Below are 21,044 nucleotides of genomic sequence, written 5' to 3'. Positions count from 1 at the left end.
ATAATCATGCACATTTCACTGATCAGGGCTGCCCTGCCAAGATGTTTTACTATCGTCTAGCGTATTTACCAGAAATAAATACAGACGCTTACACGTATAAATTACCCGAATAGCTTCCATAATGAAACCAAAGGCCCGGCTATACAGCCAGACCCTTGATTATGGTTTGGATAGCAGCAGAGCTGTCGTATCATGGATCATCAGCTAAACCAGCGATAGAAAATGTACCCGTATACCAATATATTCAGCACCAGCAGCAGCGGAATACCGACCACAAAGGAACGGTGCTTGGTCTTGTGTCTGCGTGTATACATCGATACCCAGATCCCAAGCGCCCCGCCAATAGCTGCCAGCCAGAACAGGTTCTTCTCCGGAATCCGATGCCGGGTACGTCGGCGTTCGGCCCGGCTCTTGTCGATGCTCATCGTAATATACGCTATACAATTAATGACCAGCAGCCATATCCACAGCAGCGACTCTGGCGTTATCGATCTCGTCATGTCTGTTCTCCTCATCTATCTGTCAGGTTGTAGAGCCTCTTGTGCTTCTGCGGCAGCCGGCAAGAGAGCTATTCACAGTATACCGTTCAGATCGCCTGACAACAAATCATACTCGGCGAGGAGTGTTACCGTAGATCGTAATTCCAGAGCCCATGCTCGCCTAAACGCCTACGCCCAGAGCCAATATAAATCGCATGGCAGAACAGCGAGTAGATCAGCGTAGATAATGCTGATCTGAGCGCGGATTGTTTCTTTTATTGCACCGATTTAAAAGTAAACAATGTACTCTGGAAATCTTCATATTTCTCGATCAGCGCGATGCCGTGATACATCAGCTCATCTCCGTAATACACTTGTTCTTCTTCAATGCCATTTACACTCATACGGTAACGACTTTCCGGATTCAGTCCTCTGAGTCTTAGGCGGCGCAGTGGTGGATTCGGCTCGCTCAGTACCTGGAAGTAGCCGCCAAATGCCTCCTGCTGATCTTCCGAGACGAACATCCATGCCGTATAATTGCCTTCAAACGGACTGAGCAGACGATAGAATTCGCCAAACTGGATTAATCCGCGCAGCTGCTTGTACTGGGTCACCTGCTCGCGCACTTCCTGCTTCTCTTCCTCGGTCAGACTCGTCAGATCCAGCTCATAGCCAAAGTTGCCGGACATCGCCACATGACCGCGTGTAGCAAAGGAAGTGATCCGTCCCACCTGATGGTTCGGTACAGCCGATACATGGGAACCCATCGAGCTCGCCGGATAGACCATACTGGTACCGTACTGAATTTTCAAACGCTCCACTGCATCGGTGTCATCACTGGTCCATGTCTGCGGCATATAATAGAGCATCCCCGGGTCAAAACGTCCGCCGCCACCGGAACAGCTCTCGAACAGCACATCCGGGAACGCCGATGTAATGCGCTCCAGTACATTGTACAAGCCCAGCATATAGCGGTGCGCTGTTTCCCGCTGCCGTTCTGCCGGCAGCAATGCCGAGCCGATCTCGGACATATTGCGGTTCATATCCCATTTTACATAGGTGATCGGAGCCGATGCGAGCACACTGCTGACTGATTCCACGATATAATCACATACGTCCTGACGGGACAGATCGAGAATCAATTGCTGACGCCCCATGGAGCGGCTGCGATCCGGTACGTGCAGACACCAGTCAGGATGCTTGCGGTACAGATCGCTGTCCGGTGATACCATTTCCGGCTCGAACCACAATCCGAACTGCATGCCCGTATCCACAATTTCCTGTGCCAGCTTGCCCAGACCTTCCGGCAGCTTGCGGCGGTCCTCTACCCAGTCTCCCAGAGAAGACCGGTCATTATCCCGATGCCCGAACCAGCCGTCATCCAGCACGAACAGCTCAATACCCAGTTCCTGTCCGGCTGCAGCAATACGTTTGATTTTGGGTGCATCAAAATCAAAATACGTCGCTTCCCAGTTATTGATCAGAATCGGACGCACCTGGTCACGATGTGTACCACGGCTCAGATGTGTACGATAGAGCTTGTGGTATGTACGCGACATGCCGCCCAGCCCGTTGGCGGAATGAACCAGCACTGCTTCCGGCGTTTGGAACGTCTCGCCTGCTTCCAGTTTCCATTCAAAGTCAAACGGAGACAATCCCACCTGCATCCGGGTCGTACGGAATTGATCCACCTCAACCTGAGCGATAAAGTTACCGCTGTAGACCAGGCTCATCCCGTATACCTGACCATGATCCTCGGTTGCTCCTTTTTCCAGAAGAGCGATAAACGGATTATGCTGGTGGCTGCTGGAGCCGCGCTTGCTCTCCACACGCTGCAATCCCGGTGTGAGCGGACGATAATGTACGTGACGCTCACGCACCCATGCGCCGGACAAATGCATCATCTCATACTGATCCTGATGGAAATCCACGCTACTGCTTAGCGCGCGCCGGATCGATACCGGCTCGCTACCCTGATTATGCAGACGGACTGCACGGGTAATCGCATTCAATTCGCCGAATACAGAGTACTGTACGATCGCTTCCAGACCGGTCAGTTCGTCGCGCAGCGTAATCTCCAGTGTATCTGCTTCGCTATCCTGCTCCACATAAGTAGCCGGCAGTCCTTCCAGTGCAGGCTTGCCCGCCGTTATACGGTGGCTCACATAATGCAGATCGTTTACACTGGAGCCGTTGGGCAGCATTACTTCAAAAGCAGGCTCTCGGTAGTCTCCGCGTCCGTACCCCGGATATTCCTGCGGCAGTGTGTCAAAGGAAAAAGTACGATCCTCATCATGATAGTTCGGGCTAAAAGAAGCGCGTTCGATTCTGCGCAGCAAACTGCCTACCGTGGAGTGCCGCAGTGCAGGCCCCCAGTATAAATGCGCCAGATGGCGTCCATGGATTAATTGGATCACATAACTTGTTGAAGACGTTTGCAAATGAAAGGTTGCTTGTTTTTCATCATAGAAAATGGACATATTGGTTCCTCCTGATCATTCCACCTGAAGGGGCGGACTGTAGATTCGCTTTGATCCGCTACATACGTATGCGTATCACATTCTTATCTTATCCTGTATCCGCTTGCAGGCACATGGCATGATGCAAGCAAATGATGGCACGATATGTACAGCCTCAGCTGTCTGCTTGATAGCCAGACAACGTATACCCTATGAGTGGAAGATCAAAAGGAAGCTTCACGTGCTCAACCTTATCCCTGCATCCGCTGCTTCATCTGCTCGATAAACCGCTCCGTAATCTGCTGCGGCCGTGTAATCGCTCCGCCGACCACTACACTATACACGCCCAGTTCCAGACAGCGCGCTGCCATTTCCGGCGTCAGAATATTCCCTTCGGCTACGATAGGTGCCGTAATCTGTCGCAGCATTTCTTTTAAAATGGCAAAATCGTTTTCGTATAGTTTCTGCCCTTTTGTCTGCTCCGTGTAGCCGACCAATGTCGCCGATACCAGATCGAATCCAAGTCGCTGCGCTTCCAGCCCCTCCTCGACCGTCGATACATCCGCCATGAGTAGCAGCTGTGGATACTGCTGCCGAATCTGCCGGACCAGTTCACTCAGACTCATCCCATCCGGTCTCGGCCGATCCGTTGCATCCAGCGCGACAATCTCACAGCCGGTTGCCGCCAGCTCGGCCACTTCCTTGAGCGTAGGCGTAATAAATACCGGATGCTCTCCATAATTGCGCTTCACAATCCCAATCACCGGTAGCTGAACCTGCTGCCGAATTTCGTTAATATCCTCTGCGGTATTGGCGCGGATACCGGCTGCTCCTCCCTGCTGGGCAGCGAGTGCCATTCTCCCCATAATAAAAGAGCTGTATAGCGGCTCATGCTCCAGTGCCTGACAGGATACGATCAGTTTGCCTTGCAGTCCCAGTGAATCGAGTGTCATTATAACCATCCCTCTCTCTTACATATATTGTATATTCTATTATCCATGACCTATTTTTAAAATTCAATTTCAGGACTGGAGCAGGTTACTCGACGTTTTATGAAATGGCCAACCAATCTATCCACCAATCATTTCTTCAAACGATTGGTAGTGGTATGATGACCTACATTATTCGTCTCTCCACATTCACTTACTGCTCTATCCGATTCGCTTGTACTGTGATTTCAATCGCCACTATAAGCAGTCTGTAAAAAAGAATGTAACCTAAAAAGTGTCCTTATATTATGTAAAAGACAGGAGTATCCCACCTATGAATATTGGAATCATTGGAACCGGCAGTATTGCCCATGCTTTTCTCGATGCGTTGCAGCATATCCCCTCTGCTTCATGCACCGCGATCCTATCCCGCAGACAGTCAACTGCCGAACCACTTGCACAACAATACGGCATTGCGCGCATCCATACCGTGCTCGATGAGCTGCTGCATGATCCCGAGGTGGACTGGATCTATATCGCATCGCCGAACAGTCTTCATTTTGATTATGCGTTGCAGGCTTTGCAGCATGGCAAACATGTGATTTGCGAGAAACCATTTACTTCTACCACTCGCGAACTGCAGATTCTGATCCGGACAGCCCGGAAGCAGCAGTTATTTTTATTCGAAGCGATTACCAATATTCATCTGCCCAATTACCAGTGGATTAAGCAAAATATCGACCGATTAGGCCCGATCCGTCTGATCCAGTGTAATTACAGCCAGTATTCACGTAAATATAATGAACTGCTAAGCGGCGGCTTGCCCAATGTATTCAATCCGGCTTTTTCCGGTGGTGCCTTGATGGATATTAATATTTATAACCTGCATCTCGTGATGAATCTCTTCGGCTCTCCCCGTCAGGTCAGCTATACCGCCAACAAGCATTCCGGCGGAATCGACACCTCCGGCGTGCTGGTTCTCACCTACGATGAATATATAGCAGAATGTGTAGGTGCCAAAGATACACACGGTATGAATTTTGTGCTGATCCAGGGAGAGAATGGTTACTTCCATATTGAGCATGGCGCGAATGGCTGCCGTCGGATTCTGATCCATACGGGAGAGCAGCAGATGGAATATAACGAGCAGACTATCGATAATCCTCTGTATTACGAACTGGCTGTATTTGAAGAAATCTATCGTAGCAGTGACTATTCGCGCTGCTATGAACTGCTGGATCACAGTTATGCCGTTATGCAGACATTGGAAGCTGCCCGCCGGGATGCAGGTATTGTATTCGCAGCAGATACTATGGATCACCCTTTGAGCAGCTTCTGATTTATGGAGTAGACCAGTTACTCACCAACAGTACATCAAACAAATATTGCGCGGATATCGCCGAGAACATTTTGGAAGCCGGACCGATAGGTGCTGCATACGTCAGCAGCGTGTAGTCACATAATCGTGCCAGCGGTGTATCCATACCACCGGTTAAAGCAACTATTCGGCGCCCTTTTTCTTTTAACGTACGGGCAATTTCCAGCATCGCCGGATTACGGCCGGTATGGGAAATAACAAACGACAATATGGATGCATCCAGATGCGGATTGGATAAATAATGATGATTGGCACTGTTATGGGCAATCGCACTGCGGCCGATCTCATTCCAGCGCGCACATGCTTGCTGTGCGGTATAATAATTGCTTTCGCTGCCATAGATATCGATTCTTACGGCTTCCTGCACCCAATCACACACCGGTTGAAGAACAGCCAGGTCAATTCTGCGCCGCGTCTCGATCAGTGCTTCATCGTAGATCGCAGGGATCCACTCCATATGATCGGTCAGTGAGCCGGATGGCTGCCTGGCTGCCAAGCGATTACTGGATAGCTGCCGAATCTCATCATCCAGCGCCAGTTTTAGCTGGAAATCGGGATATCCCTGCGCGCCCAGCTTTTTGCACAGCCGGACCACTGTCGAGGCACTCGTAAACGTCAGCCCGGCAATTTCCTGCGCAGTATGATCAAATACCACCTGCGGATCACGCAAAATATACTCGACAATATGCTTCTCCTGGACAGTCAGATTTTGCATATATTTCATTTTCTTTATCAATACAATTCAACTCCTGCATGACGAACAGTCTGTTTCTTGAAATAGTTAAAAGGATTATTCTTCATTGTACATCCAATGTTCTGTATCACCAAAAGAAGATGACTTGCTATAAGCTGCTTCACAGTTCGCACAAAGCATAAAAATCGTATAAAGAGCAAGCACACCTAACTTAACCTAACCGCAAAAAGAAGACAGTACCTGTATAAGCGTACTGTCTTCTTTTTGTGGTTAGCATTTGTAGTTATATTTGTAGTTGTGCTCGCATTCACTTTTGCTTTTACATTCGCATTTTCTTTGCAGTTAGCATTTTCTTTTGCCACCTGCTTTTGTTACTGCTATTTACAGAATCCACAGCCGATTCAGTCACCACATCTTTATTTATCCGCAATCTTCATATCATTCAGCATCTTGTCATTGAATCCAAATACCCATGTCAGCGCAAAACCGATAGCCATCGCTACCAGATTACACAAAATATACATTGGCAGCTGTGAATTCAGATAGAGCAGTGTGCCTGGCAGTACTGTAATCGCCATCCCGGTACCTGCCAGATGCAGCAGAGAAGCGAGAAATCCGCCCGCCGCTCCTCCAATCAGTCCCATAATGAAGGGCTTCATATAGCGCAGATTCACACCGAAGATCGCTGGCTCGGTAATCCCGAGAAAAGCAGAGAATGAAGATGGCAATGCCAGCGCTTTCAGCTTGGCGTCTTTGGTTTTCAGTCCGACAGCCAGACAGGCTGCTGCTTGAGCTGCCATCGCACAGGTAATAATCGCATTGAACGGATTGACCCCTGTTTTCTCCAGCAACTGGATTTCCAGTAGATTGAAAATATGATGCACTCCGGTAACAACGATAATCTGGTGCAGAAATCCGATGATGATTCCGGCAATACCATACGGCATATTCAGCACAGCTGTTGTTCCGTGCAGCACGACTTCTTCCAGCGAGTGGAACACCGGTCCGATAGCAAACAGCCCCAGCGTGATCATAACGAGCAGCGTCAGAAATGGCGTCAGAATCAGATCCAGCGATTCAGGAATGCGCTTACGAAGATATCGTTCGAACTTGGCGCCGAGCAGTCCGACGAAGAAGGCCGGCAGTACCGATCCCTGATACCCTACAACCGGGATAAAGCCAAACATGGTCAGCGGTTCCGCCGAGCCGTCTGCTACCGAGTAGGCATTGGGCAGCGCCGGATTCACGAGCATCAGACCCAGGATAATCCCCAATACCGGACTGCCCCCGAATACACGGAAAGCCGACCATGCCACCAGTGCAGGCAAGAAAGCAAAAGCCGTATCCGTCAGTACCTTGGTATATAACAGAAAGTTGGGTGAGAGCGCTTCCGGTGTAGTGCCAAACCAGGAGAGCACTTCCGGCTGAGTCAGCAGCCCGCGCAGACCCATGAACAACCCGGTAGCGACCAGCACCGGAATAATCGGTACGAACACATCACCAAATGTACGAATAGCACGCTGGAAATGACCGCCCTGCTGCTTGGCCTGGCTTTTCACTTCTTCCTTGCTGGAACCGTCCAGACCGAGCTTTTCCATTTCTTCATAGATCTGATTGACCGTACCGGTACCAAAAATAATCTGATACTGACCGGCATTGAAAAAGGCCCCTTTGACCTTTTCAATATTCTCTACCTGCTTTTGGTCAATCTTTTCCTTGTCGTTGACCATAATCCGCAGTCTTGTTGCACAGTGGGCAAACGAAGCAATATTCTCTTTTCCTCCGACTGCATCCAGCACTTCTTTGGCAATCTCATGATTTTGTGCCATACCTGTTCATCCTCTCATTACTCGATCCTGTTATCTGATACTATCAAAGATAATCCCATTTCTCTGCCTGCAGATGCACTGCACCATTTTCCGCAAAGAACACAATGCCCTGACTCCCCCTGCTCGGGAAGATCCGGCTGGTAAATACGGCTTCACCTTCATTTACGAAAATCTCTACCGAAGACACATCCACAAAAATATGCAGTTGTCTCAGCGGCTGATCCAGTACACAGCTGCGAGTCGTACCATACGATTCGGCAAATGGCTTTCCGGCAGCCGAGCGATCCAGCGTCAGCTTTTGTGTTTGTGCATCGTAACCGATTACCGTTTTCTCATTCTCCCCGGTACGAAGCTCCACTCCGAATACAGATGCCTGTCCGGCAGTCACAGCTGACTGCTCATTTGGCACATGATCCTGTTCGTCTTCCGCTGTATAGGTGCAGATCAGCTCATATGCTTCACCTGCGAAATCCGGAACTTGCTGCCGTCCGGTGAATCTGCCGCTGAACGAAGCTTTGCTGCCTCTTCTGTCTGCCAACGCAGGTACCGGCTTTTGAAGCAGCTTGCCATTACGCAGATGCAGTTCCCTCGGTAGTGTCAGACAATGCGCCCAGCCCTGCTGGTCCGTCGGATACTCTATATCCGGCAGTCCCATCCAGCCGATAATAATCCGCTGTCCGTCCGCTCCCTCCGTCGTCTGTGGAGCATAGAAATCGAATCCGTAATCCAGTTCATGGAACTCTCCGTGCTGCAGTTCCAGCGTATTCATATTCATCCTGTCACCAATCACATAACCCGACTGATAAATATTCCGGTATTTATCACTCTCTGGCTGCAGTCCCTGTGGACAAAATAGCAGTACACCCTGTCCATCTATTTCAAAATAGTCCGGACACTCCCACATATAACCGAATGCCGTCAGTGATGTACTCAGCTCGCCAGCCCATTCCCATTGAGCAAGATCCGGCGAACGATACACGACAATGCTGCCTGTCCCGTTTTCTCGCTGCGCACCGATCACACAGTAAAATTGCTCTCCGGCCCGCCACACTTTGGGATCGCGGAAATGATCGGTATAGCCAGACGGAACTTCACGGATCACCGGCTGATCCCATTTAGTAATCTGCCCGTCTGCATTCATAACAGCCATGCACTGATACGGATGTCGTATCCAGTTGTTATCCCTTGTATTGCCCGTATACATCAGATACAGCTGACCTTCATGTTCCAGTCCGCTGCCGGAGTACGCGCCGTGGGAATCCTGCGGATCACCCGGTGCTATCCCGATTCCACAGTCCTGCCAATCGGATAGATCCGCCGATTTCAGATGATACCAATACTTCATTCCATGGTCCGTGCCCAGCGGGAACCATTGATAAAACAGATGATATTCTCCCTGGTAATAAGCGAATCCATTAGGATCGTTGAGAAGCCCGGTAGACGGCTGAATATGATACTTTTGCCGCCAGGGGCTTTGTTTTACCTGCTGCTTTAGCAGCGCCAGTTCTTCTTCACCCGCCTCTTCAATCAGACGGTATTTTTGTTCTCTGCTCATTTTCATTAGTAGTCTCCGTCTTTTACGGAACCGGTTCCATTTTTGATTAAATAAAAGGAACCGGTTCCAAATTAAATTAAAATAAGAACTGATCCTTTTGGTTATAGAATCAGTTAGTCTAAACCTGCGTCGCAACCACCTGCGGAGGAATCTTTGGAACCGATTCCAAAGTTATTATAAAATCATTTTTTAGTATTTGTCAACGCTTTCTCTTTCTAATAATTGATGATCCATGGTGGTGACCATCTTTACCTGCTGATTATTAACCAGATGAATAATATTGCGAGCAGCTATTTTACCGGCTTCCGTATACGGATAGCGTACTGTCGTCAATGCGGGATGAACCACTTCAGTCACATCATATCCGCCAAATCCTGTAACAGACAGCTCTTCCGGAATGCGTATTCCCTGCTGATAGGCAGCTTTCATCACACCCAGCGCAATATTATCGGTAGCACAGACGATTACCGATGCATCAAAATCACCGGATAAAATATCGATCGCCGCTTCCCTCGCATCCGGAATCCGGAAGCTTGTTTCGTAATAATCCACCTGACAGCCGCCGATTTCTTCCACCGCGCGGGCAAATCCTTCTTTGCGCCTGATACCCACAGCAATATCCTGCTCCGTCACCCCCAGATAGACCAGGCGGCGATGTCCTTTGGACAATACATATCGCCCTAGATCATAGCCTGCTTCATAGTCATTGTGGATCAGGCTGTGAATCTGTTCATGCTGCTGTCCGACCAACAGTACCGGCACACCTGTCTCGTGAATCGCTACGAGATGGTCATCCGTAATTCGGGCAGCCAGCAAAATAATCCCGGCAATTTTCTGGCGAGCCAGCTCATAGATCGCTTCAATCTCCCGGTTCATATCCTGACTGGTATTGGAGATAATCATCCGGTAGCCAAACTGACGCAGCTGATCATCGATCCCCATTAGTGTATGTGATGTCGCAAATGAATCCAGCCTTGGTACAATTGTCCCGATAATACTGGCATTTTTGGCTTTGAGACTCTGGGCAAATGTATTCGGGACATATCCGGTTTCCCGGATAACCTGTTCCAGCTTCTGCCGTGTATTTACACTGACCGATCCACCGTTCAGGTAGCGGGAGACCGTACTTTTGGCTACGCCCGCGATTTGAGCAATATCTGAAATGGTTTTACTCATTTTTGCCTCCACCTATTTGGCCTGCTACTCCTGCTTAATAGATCATTTAGAGCAGGCATTCCCTTTGCCGGGTTGTCTGCTCTGAATGATGTTAGTCCTGGAGTTGGTTTGTGATTGAAATGGTTTGTGATTAAACTTATTTATGGGTGAGTTGATTTGTTATCCAGCTTGTTTATTATAGGTACTGCTATGTTATTCCTTTTTTTCCAGAGCTGCTTTGAGCAGATCGCCGAGACTGGAGCCAAACTCTTCTTTTTTCTCAAACTGTTTGACCAGCTTTTGCTGTTCCCGCTTGTTGACGGGCTTGACGCCATCTTTGTTCAGCTTTTCGGTAATGCCGCAGCCCAGACACTGGATATACTTGCCTGCCTTGCCATCCTTGATTTCCATTTTTTTGTGGCACTGGGGACAACGCCGGTTGGACAGCTGCTTGCTCGTCGTACGGCGATAACTGCAATCTTCGCTTGGACAGACGAGGAATGTTCCACGCTTGCTTTTCTTTTCCAGCATCCGGGTGCCGCAGTCCGGACAATGGCTGTTGGATACATTATGCGGTTTGTAATGGGCATCATTCTGTTTGACACCGCTGACGAGCGATTCTGCCATTTGCCGAATTCCCTGCAGGAATGGTCCAGGCTGTCCTTGACCGCGAGCGATTTTTTCCAGTTCACTTTCCCATTTGGCTGTCAGTTCCGGGGTACGCAGCTCCGGTGATACCAGCTCGATTAGCTGGGTTCCTTTACCGGTAGGATGCAGATGATTACCCTGGCGTTCAATCGTATCCGAAGAGACCAGTTTCTCGATAATATCGGCGCGAGTCGCAGGTGTACCGAGACCATGTTTTTCCATTTGCGACAGCAGGGCTGCCTCGGTATAACGCTTCGGTGGCATGGTTCTGCCATTTTGCACCAGCGTCCGGCGAATCATCAGTGTATCTCCCTGCTTCAGCTCCGGCAGAGTCTGAATCGCTGTCTGACGTTCCTGAGCTTTGCTGGCATCCGATGATTCTTCCTCCTCATCATCTTCCCACTGATCTCCATAGACGACTTTCCAGCCGCTATCCTTGACTGTCACGCCTCTGGCATGGAACTGTTCATCTGCTGCCTGAGCAACGACCTGTACCGTATCATAACGGGCTGCCGGGTAAAATAAACTAATAAACCGTCTCGCAATCAGATCATACAGCTTCCGCTCATCGGCAGTCAGTGTATTCAGCAGCAGCGTTTGCTCTGTCGGAATAATCGCATGATGATCACTTACTTTGCTGTCATCCACAATACGGCGGCTAATATTCAGCTTGCCTCGCAGCAGCGGACGAGCTATAGAGGCATAAGGCCCTACGGCTACACTGGCCAGCCGCTCCTGCAGCGTATCCGTCATATCCGAAGAGAGATAACGGGAATCTGTACGCGGATAGGTAACCAGCTTGTGCTGTTCATAGAGCTTTTGCAGTACATTGGATGTATGCTTGGCCGAAAAGCCAAACCGGCGGTTTGCATCACGCTGCAGCTCGGTCAGATCATAAGCGAGTGGATGTGGCTCCTGCTTTTCGCTCTTTTTCACTTGGGTGATCTGGACTTTCTTGCCCTCCAGCTTGTTCTGCATCCCTTGTACCACTTCAGCATCGAAAATACGGCCGTCTCCCTGCTTGCCGCGCCACTGCATCTGCAAAGTTCCCAGATCCAGCTGCAATGTACGATAATCCTGCGAACGGAAATTGCGGATATCCTGCTCACGCTGCATAATCATACCAAGTGTAGGTGTCTGTACCCGTCCGGCAGACAGCTGGGCATCGAATTTGCATGTCAGGGCGCGTGTAATATTAAGTCCAATCATCCAGTCTGCTTCTGCACGGCATCGGGCAGCTTCATAAAGTCGGTCAAATTCCTTGCCCGGACGCAGCTTGGCAAAGCCTTCCTTGATCGCTTTGTCCGTCTGCGAAGAAATCCACAGTCGCTGAAACGGCTTGTTCCATTTCGCCATCTGTATAATCCAGCGTGCCAGCAGTTCCCCTTCACGTGCAGCATCGGTAGCTACGATCAGGCTGTCTACATCCTGACGCTTCATTAGATGCTGAACTGTTTTATACTGCTGGGCGCTTTCCCGCAGTACTTTTAGCTTCATACTGCCTGGAGGGAGGATAGGCAGATCTTCTAGATTCCATTTCTGGTACTTGTTATCATAATCTTCCGGTTCAGCCAGTCCCACCAGATGTCCGAGAGCCCAGGTTACAATATATTGAGGTCCTTCAAGGTACCCTTTTTGTTTTTGGTTGCTGCCCAATACCCGTGCAATTTCTCTTGCTACCGAAGGCTTCTCAGCCAATACGAGCTTTTTCATTGTAATGGTTCCTTTCCATACGTCAGCCTATTACTGGCTCATTTATCCTACGCTTTAACTTGCCAGTATCTATATCTTTTTTATTTTAACATATATGATCAATAGATATTCCGCATAACAATTATCCGAGCTCTCCGTAAATAAATGATATCTGCTCTTCCTCATCTTATTCTCTGCAACTTCTCTCCTAATTCGATACAAATCCATTGACATGTTATATTTACTAACAATAAAATACATAATCAAACAAGTAATGGCATACTTACTAACTAAAAAGATGAAAAGAGGCGATTCAATGTTACATCCTTCTTCCCCTTTCTCTACATCACGGCTCAAAAAACAAATACGAATTTGTCTTGTTGCTGCCTTGTTGTTCACACTCTCGGTTACTACATATGTCCCACTTCTGCAGACTGCTTCTGCACAATCCACTCCCGGTACAGTAGAGACATTCAACGTCTCCGAGGCGACAATTGCCGATATGCAGCAGGCTCTCACGACCGGTAAAGTCACCTCTGTTCAGCTGGTTCAGCAATATCTGAATCGTATCGAAAAATACGATGATCAGGGTCCAAAAATCAATGCGATTCTTACTATCAATCCTCAAGCCCTGCAGATTGCTGCCAGTCTGGACCGGGAACGTCAGAACAAAGGATCACGCGGTCCACTGCATGGTATTCCTATTATTGTCAAAGATAACTTTGATACCGCTGATATGCCGACTACCGCTGGTTGTGTCTGCCTGCAGAACTCTATTCCTGATGATGATGCCGAACAAATCGCCAGACTGAAAGCTGCCGGTGCGATTATTCTTGCCAAATCCAATCTGCATGAATTTGCGTTTGGCATTACTACGTCCAGCTCACTTGGTGGGCAGACGCATAATCCCTACATAACCAATCATTATCCTGGAGGTTCCAGCGGTGGTACAGGCGCTGCGATTGCAGCCAACTTTGCTGCAGCCGGTCTGGGCACCGATACAGGCGGATCGATCCGTATTCCATCTGCTTTTAACAGCCTGGTTGGTATACGTCCTACTGTAGGTTTAAGCAGTCGTGATGGGATTATTCCGCTGTCTCTTACCCAGGATGTTGGAGGCCCAATGGCTCGTACCGTAGCGGATGCAGCTGCTCTTTTGGATGCTACCGCAGGTTACGACCCGGATGATGTAGCTACCGCGTACAGTGTAGGCCATATTCCGGACAGCTATACAGATAGCCTCCAGACAGACGGACTGAAAGGAGCACGAATCGGAGTCGCCTATGAATTGTTCGGTACTTCTCCGGCAGAACAGTCTGTGACTGCAGCTGTATATGGAGCTGTAGACGATATCCAGCGTCTTGGTGCTACAGCAGTCCCTGTCTCGATTCCCAATCTGACGCAGATTATGAAGTTCCCCAGCCTGAGCGGCTATGAGTTCAAGTTTCAGTTGAATGATTATCTCGCGAGTCTCGGAAAAGATGCCCCATATCATACGCTGACAGAGATTCTCAAATCCGGTCAGTTCGATCCTACTCAGACCGATTCCATGCAAAAACGCAATGCTTTGGAGTCACTGGATACACAGGAATACAAAGATATTGTGCTGAATCGTACCAAAGTGACACGCGATGCTCTGCTCAAAGTGATGGCTGATAACAATTTGGATGCGATCGTCTATCCAACCACAACCCAGCCTGCCGCCAAGATCGGCGAACAACAGGAATCCGGCAACAACAACCGTCTTAGCCCGTTTTCCGGATTTCCGGCTATTACAGTTCCCGCTGGTTTTACTCCGGAAGGTTTACCGGTAGGTATCGAATTCCTGGGTCGCCCCTTTGAGGAAAGTACCCTGATCAAACTGGCTTACAGTTATGAACAAGGTACCCATAACCGCAAACCACCCGCCCTCACCCCATAAATAACAAGTAGAACAGAAAAGAATGCAAACGAACGCATCCAAATTATATAGAAGAATATACACTTGGTATTGCGATAGACTGAAGTAGAGAATAATTAAAAAAAGAAAAGATAACAGACAAAAGATAAAAGATAAAGATAAAGATAAAGACTGCTGCTGCAACCAAAAAACGATCTTCCAGACAGATCATATTCTGTCTGAAGATCGTTTTTTCATATTATCTGTTCCACCATTCAAGATGTCTTATGATTTGTTCCTGTTCAACTTCCACGCTACCGTAATTAAACGCTTTTACCTAAAGAAGGAACACAGTCTGTGTCTCCTCCTTGTTTGTTATTTTGCCATCCGGGAAATCATCCCACTCATTAAAATACTTCAGAAATCATTTCAAAAACCACTTCAAATAGTCAGTCATTCCGAAAATAATCGTGGACTAATCTTCAAATAGTTTTTAGAAGAAATCCATTAGATATGGAGTAGTCCTCGTTATACGACTCTCCAGAATAGCAACGGCTTCCTCTTTACCGGTTAATCGTTCCCAACGATACAATTCCGATGGACGTTGGTATCCCATCAACATAGCTGTTAATGTCTGAATATCCGTCTGAATACTGCTGTACTGCTGAATATCCTGCTGTACACCTTCAGGAAGCTCACTACGCTGACTCACTTGAGCCTGACCGGATTCATTGATAAGCAGTTCCCATATCCCTTCATTCCATCCGGCAACCGAATCATTGACCGTAATAGTAACAACCTGTACGGCTCCCGGAGTAAACGGATACTGTTCCAGAAATTGCTTTACATTTACTATTCTAGCCATGAAGTAAGGAGTAATCTGCTGCTGAATGCGTGGATCACGCAGCAGATAAGGAAGACTGTCATCGACTGGAGCTTTGAGTGTAACCTCGTTAATCATGGAATCATGATTGGCGATATAGGTCCACAGCGCCTGCCGCGACGATTCATCCAGATAAACGAGCTCATCAATCTCCATCTTCCGTGCTTTCACTTCATATAGCAAATAACCACGAGCTTGTCCGGCTGCATCATAATAGATTGCCGTCTGGGTCACCTCCGAATCCAGAACAGAATAAGTCCACCATTCTTCGGTTCGTATCAATGTGCCATTATATTGAGCAGCATAGGCATCATATACCGTGTTCAATAGCTTAATATCTTTTATACCCCGTTTTACCTGGCCTTCCGACTGGACTTTGGCAGGTAAAAGGGCTGTAGGAATGATATAGGTTTTGTAGTCGATGTAGAGCTCCCATCCGTATTTACGATAAAAAGGAAAATAAAACGGATGCAGAAACGAAACCGACTGCCCCGATTCATTCATGAGCTGCAAAGCATGTCGCAGCAGCTGGTCAACAAATCCCTGTCGTCTTTTCTCCGGCCAGGTAGCTACACTTGCAATTCCGCCCATAGCATAACGCTGCCCCTGTATGTACGTCTCCATCGGCAGCAAAGTAAGCTGCGCACTTAACTCTCCTTCTTCAAAAACACCCCAGACGGTGTCCGGCTTAAAGCGAGGCTTGATCTCTTCCAGTTCCTCTGTCGATTTACGGTATTGAAAAGCATACATCGACAGCTCCATACGCTGTCCAAATTCTTCTGCGGTTAATTGCCTGATTTCCATCCTGCTCATCCCCTCATTCGAATAATTATGATTTTCCAGAACCTATAGTTAGTATTTTCTAGAACAGTTAAGATCTTTTAGAACCTTTAGAACCGGATGCTTATCAAGACATAATATAGCTGCTCCGCAATAAGCCGACTCCCAAAAACTGTGAAGCACATTATGAAGTGACTATGAAGCGGACTATATCGTTTAATTATGGCATTTCATTTTACTCTATTGCAATCTTCTCATTGTACCAGTAATTGCTGCCTACTTCCTGATGTCTACTTCCTATAATCTATACTCTTCAACGTAATTCATTTCAAATACTGATATACTGAATTTATGATTTACTTCTTACCTGTAATACGTTATATTAAATTAGTATCTGGTACTAATACCAGGCACTAATATATATATTAAATTAAGATACATCAAATATTAAAATACGTTTGCTACCTCTTTATAATTTATCCTAATTGGTTGTTGTTCCTCTTCTTTAATTCCTCATTTTGTTCCATGCTCTATCAAATATAATTTTTGCACACATCCTAATCCATACCCATACTTAGTTGAGGTGAATGATATGACTGTATCTACCGCTAGAATTACAGCATTGGGTGCTTATGTACCCGAGCATAGAATTACGAATGCCGATCTGGAGCAAATGGTCGAGACTTCAGATGAATGGATTGTACAGCGTACCGGTATACGTGAACGCAGAGCTGCCGCAGCAGACCAGTTTAGCTCTGATCTCGGTATAGCGGCTATTCAAAATATGCTAAATAACCATCCTGTTCAATTGGATGATGTAGAACTTATTCTTGTCGCTACCACGACAGCAGATTACCAATTTCCAAGTGTAGCCACTCAGATTCAGTCTCATTTTAATATTTCTCGTGCAGGCGCACTTGATCTCAATGCGACTTGTGCGGGTTTTGTATACGCTCTTCATATGGCCAACAGCTTTATTACTTCGGGTCTACATCGCAAAGTGCTTGTAGTCGCTGCCGAGACCATGACCAAAGTAGTTGATTACACCGATCGCAACACCTGTATATTATTTGGCGATGGCGCCGGTGCGGCACTCGTAGAATACGATGCACAAGCGCCAAGCTTTATCGGAACAGTAACCGATAGTGATGGCAGCGGAGGCTGTCATGTATATCGCAGTGGCCTGTCTGATAAGATTGCAGGAGCAACAATGAATGGAGACGGCAAGATCTACCAAAATGGCCGGGAAGTCTACAAATGGGCTGTTCGCACAGTGCCTCAGGGAATCCAACGATTGTTGCTGCAAACCGGATATACCCTTGATAAAATCAATTGGTTCGCACCTCATAGTGCCAATCTGAAAATGATTGATTCCATTACTGAAAAATCCGGTCTATCTCCAGCCCAGGCGCTGACCAGTGCAGAATGGTATGGCAATACTTCATCTGCTTCTATTCCTCTCGCTATGAAGCAGGGTATTGAAGACAACAAGCTAAAATCCGGAGATACACTTATTATGTATGGGTTTGGAGCCGGTTTAACGCAAATGGGAATGCTCATCAAATGGAATCCCAAATCCTAACAATTACTGGATAAACTAAAAAGGATGCCTGACATAGTCAGACATCCTTTTCTTATTAAGCGGGTGATGGGAATCGAACCCACGCTATCAGCTTGGAAGGCTGAAGTTCTACCATTGAACTACACCCGCGGATCAAGGGATCAAGATCTGATCAAGTAACATATGGTTACCTTATCAAACCCAAAACAGAAATGCCATACTGCTAAGTAGCAAGAAAGCTTACGCTATTTGCTTTAACATTCTGACACCCAAAATATATATGGAGCGGACGACGGGAATCGAACCCGCGACCCTCGCCTTGGCAAGGCGATGCTCTACCGCTGAGCCACGTCCGCGTAATAAGGATGCGGTCGAGAGGACTCGAACCTCCACGGGGGTAAGCCCACACGGACCTGAACCGTGCGCGTCTGCCAATTCCGCCACGACCGCATATTACAAAGAAAAACTATATTCCATTTACAAAAGGTAAATGGTGAGCCATGAAGGACTCGAACCTTCGACACCCTGATTAAAAGTCAGGTGCTCTACCAACTGAGCTAATGGCTCTAATAATGGCTGGGGATATAGGATTTGAACCTATGCATGACGGAGTCAAAGTCCGTTGCCTTACCGCTTGGCTAATCCCCAATATTAAGAACATAAAGGGCGATCGACGGGAATTGAACCCGCGAATGTCGGATTCACAGTCCGATGCGTTAACCCCTTCGCCACGACCGCCATGTTAAATCCCCATTAAAAGCAGAAACTACTTTTAATTCGAAAAAATGGTGCCGGCGAGAGGATTTGAACCCCCGACCTACTGATTACAAGTCAGTTGCTCTACCAACTGAGCTACACCGGCATATTAATAAAATTTCCAAAGATATTTGAATATTATAGCAACAAATATCAAGCATAATATTCAAATTTAAAGCCATCTTTTTCACCATTTCCAGTTATTTGTTTAGCAACGAATAACGAAATGGCCGAAAAAAAATCCCCAATGGGGAAACGCTTGGCAACGTCCTACTCTCCCAGGACCCTGCGGTCCAAGTACCATCGGCGCTGGAGGGCTTAACGGTCGTGTTCGGGATGGGTACGTGTGGAACCCCTCCGCCATCATCACCAAACGTCTTACTTACCAGGTTAATCACCTGAAAACTGAATCCGAAACGAAACACCGCTGCTTTAGAAGCTTATTTGGATAAGCCCTCGACCGATTAGTATTGGTCAGCTCCATGCATTGCTGCACTTCCACCCCCAACCTATCTACCTCGTCGTCTTCAAGGGGTCTTACTAGTTGGGAAATCTCATCTTGAGGGGGGCTTCACGCTTAGATGCTTTCAGCGCTTATCCCGTCCGCACGTAGCTACCCAGCGATGCTCCTGGCGGAACAACTGGTACACCAGCGGTGCGTCCATCCCGGTCCTCTCGTACTAAGGACAGCTCCTCTCAAATTTCCTGCGCCCACGACAGATAGGGACCGAACTGTCTCACGACGTTCTGAACCCAGCTCGCGTACCGCTTTAATGGGCGAACAGCCCAACCCTTGGGACCTACTTCAGCCCCAGGATGCGATGAGCCGACATCGAGGTGCCAAACCTCCCCGTCGATGTGGACTCTTGGGGGAGATAAGCCTGTTATCCCCAGGGTAGCTTTTATCCGTTGAGCGATGGCCCTTCCATGCGGTACCACCGGATCACTAAGCCCGACTTTCGTCCCTGCTCGACTTGTAGGTCTCGCAGTCAAGCTCCCTTATGCCTTTACACTCTTCGAATGATTTCCAACCATTCTGAGGGAACCTTAGGGCGCCTCCGTTACATTTTAGGAGGCGACCGCCCCAGTCAAACTGCCCACCTGACACGGTCCCTGTACCGGATCACGGTACCAGGTTAGAACTCAGATGCGATCAGGGTGGTATCCCAACGGCGCCTCCAAGGAAGCTTGCGCTCCCTCTTCGTAGGCTCCCACCTATCCTGTACAAATCGCACCCCAGTTCAATATCAAGCTGCAGTAAAGCTCCATGGGGTCTTTCCGTCTTGTCGCGGGTAACCTGCATCTTCACAGGTATTAAAATTTCACCGGATCTCTCGTTGAGACAGCGCCCAAATCGTTACGCCATTCGTGCGGGTCAGAATTTACCTGACAAGGAATTTCGCTACCTTAGGACCGTTATAGTTACGGCCGCCGTTTACTGGGGCTTCGGTTCATAGCTTCGCTTGCGCTAACCACTCCCCTTAACCTTCCAGCACCGGGCAGGCGTCAGCCCGTATACTTCGCCTTGCGGCTTCGCACAGACCTGTGTTTTTGCTAAACAGTCGCTTGGGCCTTTTCACTGCGGCCCCCTCGTGCTATTCACACTACCGGGGCACCCCTTCTCCCGAAGTTACGGGGTCATTTTGCCGAGTTCCTTAACGAGAGTTCTTCCGCGCGCCTTAGAATTCTCTTCTCGCCCACCTGTGTCGGTTTGCGGTACGGGCACCTGCTTCCTGGCTAGAGGCTTTTCTTGGCAGTGTGAGATCATGACCTTCGCTACTGTAATTTTCGCTCCCCATCACAGCCTGGCCTTGGAGCATGCGGATTTACCTACATGCAAGCCTCACTGCTTAGACGGACATCCATCAGTCCGCGTCACTACCCTCCTGCGTCACCCCATTGCTCATAACGGCTTTCGGTGGTACAGGAATTTCAACCTGTTGTCCGTCGACTACGCCTTTCGGCCTCGCCTTAGGTCCCGACTTACCCTGAGAGGACGAGCCTTCCTCAGGAACCCTTGGGCTTTCGGCGGATCAGATTCTCACTGATCTTTTCGTTACTCATACCGGCATTCTCACTTGAATTCTGTCCAGCGCTCCTTACGGTACACCTTCAACCTAAATTCAACGCTCCCCTACCCCTGATACGAATGTATCAAGCCATAGCTTCGGTGGTGTGTTTAGCCCCGTTACATTTTCGGCGCAGAGTCACTCGACCAGTGAGCTATTACGCACTCTTTCAATGGTGGCTGCTTCTAAGCCAACATCCTGGTTGTCTAAGCAACTCCACATCCTTTCCCACTTAACACACACTTGGGGACCTTAGCTGATGGTCTGGGCTGTTTCCCTTTTGACAATGGACCTTAGC

The 21,044-nt window shown here is 48.2% G+C and carries 12 protein-coding genes, 7 tRNA genes and 2 rRNA genes (1 of these 21 running past the window's edge); 3 read left to right on the top strand and 18 right to left on the bottom strand.

The genetic code is table 11. The annotated features are described in order from the left end of the window. Nucleotides 1–200: 200 nt before the first annotated feature. From AR543_RS05870 to AR543_RS05860, 3 genes are all read right to left on the bottom strand, one after another. Nucleotides 201–500, bottom strand: a complete 300-nt coding sequence (locus tag AR543_RS05870) for a DUF1294 domain-containing protein (protein ID WP_060532622.1) — start codon at nucleotides 498–500, stop codon at nucleotides 201–203. 254 nt (nucleotides 501–754) lie between these two features. Continuing rightward, a complete protein-coding gene (locus AR543_RS05865; RefSeq protein WP_060532620.1) occupies nucleotides 755–2,959 on the bottom strand; it encodes an alpha-galactosidase in 2,205 nt (734 codons plus the stop codon). Nucleotides 2,960–3,189: 230 nt separating this feature from the next. Then, nucleotides 3,190–3,891 (bottom strand): N-acetylmannosamine-6-phosphate 2-epimerase, encoded by a 702-nt coding sequence (locus tag AR543_RS05860; protein WP_174703728.1) that lies wholly within the window; start codon nucleotides 3,889–3,891, stop codon nucleotides 3,190–3,192. Nucleotides 3,892–4,201: 310 nt separating this feature from the next. Here AR543_RS05860 and AR543_RS05855 point away from each other — a divergent pair, with 310 nt between their 5' ends. Continuing rightward, the gene (locus AR543_RS05855; protein WP_060532616.1) at nucleotides 4,202–5,206 is read left to right on the top strand and encodes a Gfo/Idh/MocA family protein; all 1,005 of its coding nucleotides are present in this window, start codon (nucleotides 4,202–4,204) and stop codon (nucleotides 5,204–5,206) included. Nucleotide 5,207: 1 nt separating this feature from the next. Here AR543_RS05855 and AR543_RS05850 read toward each other — a convergent pair whose 3' ends face one another. The 5 genes from AR543_RS05850 to AR543_RS05830 form a co-directional block, all read right to left on the bottom strand. Beyond that, entirely contained in the window at nucleotides 5,208–5,969 is a 762-nt protein-coding gene (locus tag AR543_RS05850) for a MurR/RpiR family transcriptional regulator (RefSeq protein ID WP_064505630.1), read from the bottom strand. A gap of 386 nt (nucleotides 5,970–6,355) precedes the next feature. Continuing rightward, nucleotides 6,356–7,768, bottom strand: coding sequence for a sucrose-specific PTS transporter subunit IIBC (locus AR543_RS05845; RefSeq protein WP_060532612.1), 1,413 nt, complete (start codon nucleotides 7,766–7,768; stop codon nucleotides 6,356–6,358). A 43-nt stretch (nucleotides 7,769–7,811) separates the two neighbouring features. Next, nucleotides 7,812–9,329 carry a glycoside hydrolase family 32 protein gene (locus AR543_RS05840; RefSeq protein ID WP_060532610.1) on the bottom strand — a complete coding sequence of 506 codons (1,518 nt, stop codon included), beginning with the start codon at nucleotides 9,327–9,329 and terminating at the stop codon, nucleotides 7,812–7,814. A 183-nt stretch (nucleotides 9,330–9,512) separates the two neighbouring features. Further along, nucleotides 9,513–10,499, bottom strand: coding sequence for a LacI family DNA-binding transcriptional regulator (locus AR543_RS05835; RefSeq protein ID WP_060532608.1), 987 nt, complete (start codon nucleotides 10,497–10,499; stop codon nucleotides 9,513–9,515). A 192-nt stretch (nucleotides 10,500–10,691) separates the two neighbouring features. After that, nucleotides 10,692–12,839, bottom strand: coding sequence for a DNA topoisomerase III (locus AR543_RS05830; protein WP_060532606.1), 2,148 nt, complete (start codon nucleotides 12,837–12,839; stop codon nucleotides 10,692–10,694). Between the two features lie 295 nt (nucleotides 12,840–13,134). On the opposite strand from AR543_RS05830, the gene AR543_RS05825 reads away from it, so the two are divergent. After that, on the top strand, nucleotides 13,135–14,739 hold the full coding sequence (locus AR543_RS05825; RefSeq protein ID WP_060532604.1) for an amidase family protein: 1,605 nt from the start codon (nucleotides 13,135–13,137) through the stop codon (nucleotides 14,737–14,739). A 451-nt stretch (nucleotides 14,740–15,190) separates the two neighbouring features. Here the strand turns inward: AR543_RS05825 and AR543_RS05820 are convergent, their stop codons facing one another. After that, nucleotides 15,191–16,384, bottom strand: a complete 1,194-nt coding sequence (locus AR543_RS05820) for a GNAT family N-acetyltransferase (protein ID WP_060532601.1) — start codon at nucleotides 16,382–16,384, stop codon at nucleotides 15,191–15,193. A 568-nt stretch (nucleotides 16,385–16,952) separates the two neighbouring features. Between AR543_RS05820 and AR543_RS05815 the strand changes: the two genes are divergently transcribed. After that, nucleotides 16,953–17,942 (top strand): ketoacyl-ACP synthase III, encoded by a 990-nt coding sequence (locus tag AR543_RS05815; protein WP_060532599.1) that lies wholly within the window; start codon nucleotides 16,953–16,955, stop codon nucleotides 17,940–17,942. A gap of 58 nt (nucleotides 17,943–18,000) precedes the next feature. Here AR543_RS05815 and AR543_RS05810 read toward each other — a convergent pair. The 9 genes from AR543_RS05810 to AR543_RS05770 form a co-directional block, all read right to left on the bottom strand. Next, a tRNA-Gly gene (locus tag AR543_RS05810) sits at nucleotides 18,001–18,071 on the bottom strand. Between the two features lie 131 nt (nucleotides 18,072–18,202). Further along, nucleotides 18,203–18,277, bottom strand: a tRNA-Gly gene (locus AR543_RS05805). Nucleotides 18,278–18,287: 10 nt separating this feature from the next. After that, nucleotides 18,288–18,371 (bottom strand) — tRNA-Leu (locus AR543_RS05800). A 41-nt stretch (nucleotides 18,372–18,412) separates the two neighbouring features. Beyond that, nucleotides 18,413–18,488: transfer RNA gene (locus AR543_RS05795), tRNA-Lys, on the bottom strand. Nucleotides 18,489–18,494: 6 nt separating this feature from the next. Next, nucleotides 18,495–18,569, bottom strand: a tRNA-Gln gene (locus AR543_RS05790). A 17-nt stretch (nucleotides 18,570–18,586) separates the two neighbouring features. Next, nucleotides 18,587–18,659, bottom strand: a tRNA-His gene (locus tag AR543_RS05785). 48 nt (nucleotides 18,660–18,707) lie between these two features. Next, nucleotides 18,708–18,783, bottom strand: a tRNA-Thr gene (locus AR543_RS05780). Nucleotides 18,784–18,934: 151 nt separating this feature from the next. Next, nucleotides 18,935–19,051: ribosomal RNA gene (gene rrf, locus AR543_RS05775) — 5S ribosomal RNA — on the bottom strand. Nucleotides 19,052–19,121: 70 nt separating this feature from the next. After that, nucleotides 19,122–21,044, bottom strand: a 23S ribosomal RNA gene (locus AR543_RS05770) (it continues 1,001 nt past the right edge of the window).

The sequence above is a fragment of the Paenibacillus bovis genome (assembly GCF_001421015.2).
GTDB lineage: Bacteria > Bacillota > Bacilli > Paenibacillales > Paenibacillaceae > Saccharibacillus > Saccharibacillus bovis.
Note: the sequence above shows the minus strand (reverse complement) of the source record. Positions and strands in the feature narration are given on the sequence as shown.

Excerpts from the sequence above, each read along its gene's own strand:
- AR543_RS05830 (WP_060532606.1), bottom strand. The coding sequence starts at position 12,839 with ATGAAAAAGCTCGTATTGGCTGAGAAGCCTTCGGTAGCAAGAGAAATT.
- AR543_RS05860 (WP_174703728.1), bottom strand. The coding sequence starts at position 3,891 with ATGACACTCGATTCACTGGGACTGCAAGGCAAACTGATCGTATCCTGT.
- AR543_RS05815 (WP_060532599.1), top strand. The coding sequence starts at position 16,953 with ATGACTGTATCTACCGCTAGAATTACAGCATTGGGTGCTTATGTACCC.
- AR543_RS05845 (WP_060532612.1), bottom strand. The coding sequence starts at position 7,768 with ATGGCACAAAATCATGAGATTGCCAAAGAAGTGCTGGATGCAGTCGGA.
- AR543_RS05825 (WP_060532604.1), top strand. The coding sequence starts at position 13,135 with ATGTTACATCCTTCTTCCCCTTTCTCTACATCACGGCTCAAAAAACAA.
- AR543_RS05835 (WP_060532608.1), bottom strand. The coding sequence starts at position 10,499 with ATGAGTAAAACCATTTCAGATATTGCTCAAATCGCGGGCGTAGCCAAA.
- AR543_RS05865 (WP_060532620.1), bottom strand. The coding sequence starts at position 2,959 with ATGTCCATTTTCTATGATGAAAAACAAGCAACCTTTCATTTGCAAACG.
- AR543_RS05850 (WP_064505630.1), bottom strand. The coding sequence starts at position 5,969 with ATGAAATATATGCAAAATCTGACTGTCCAGGAGAAGCATATTGTCGAG.
- AR543_RS05840 (WP_060532610.1), bottom strand. The coding sequence starts at position 9,329 with ATGAAAATGAGCAGAGAACAAAAATACCGTCTGATTGAAGAGGCGGGT.
- AR543_RS05820 (WP_060532601.1), bottom strand. The coding sequence starts at position 16,384 with ATGGAAATCAGGCAATTAACCGCAGAAGAATTTGGACAGCGTATGGAG.
- AR543_RS05870 (WP_060532622.1), bottom strand. The coding sequence starts at position 500 with ATGACGAGATCGATAACGCCAGAGTCGCTGCTGTGGATATGGCTGCTG.
- AR543_RS05855 (WP_060532616.1), top strand. The coding sequence starts at position 4,202 with ATGAATATTGGAATCATTGGAACCGGCAGTATTGCCCATGCTTTTCTC.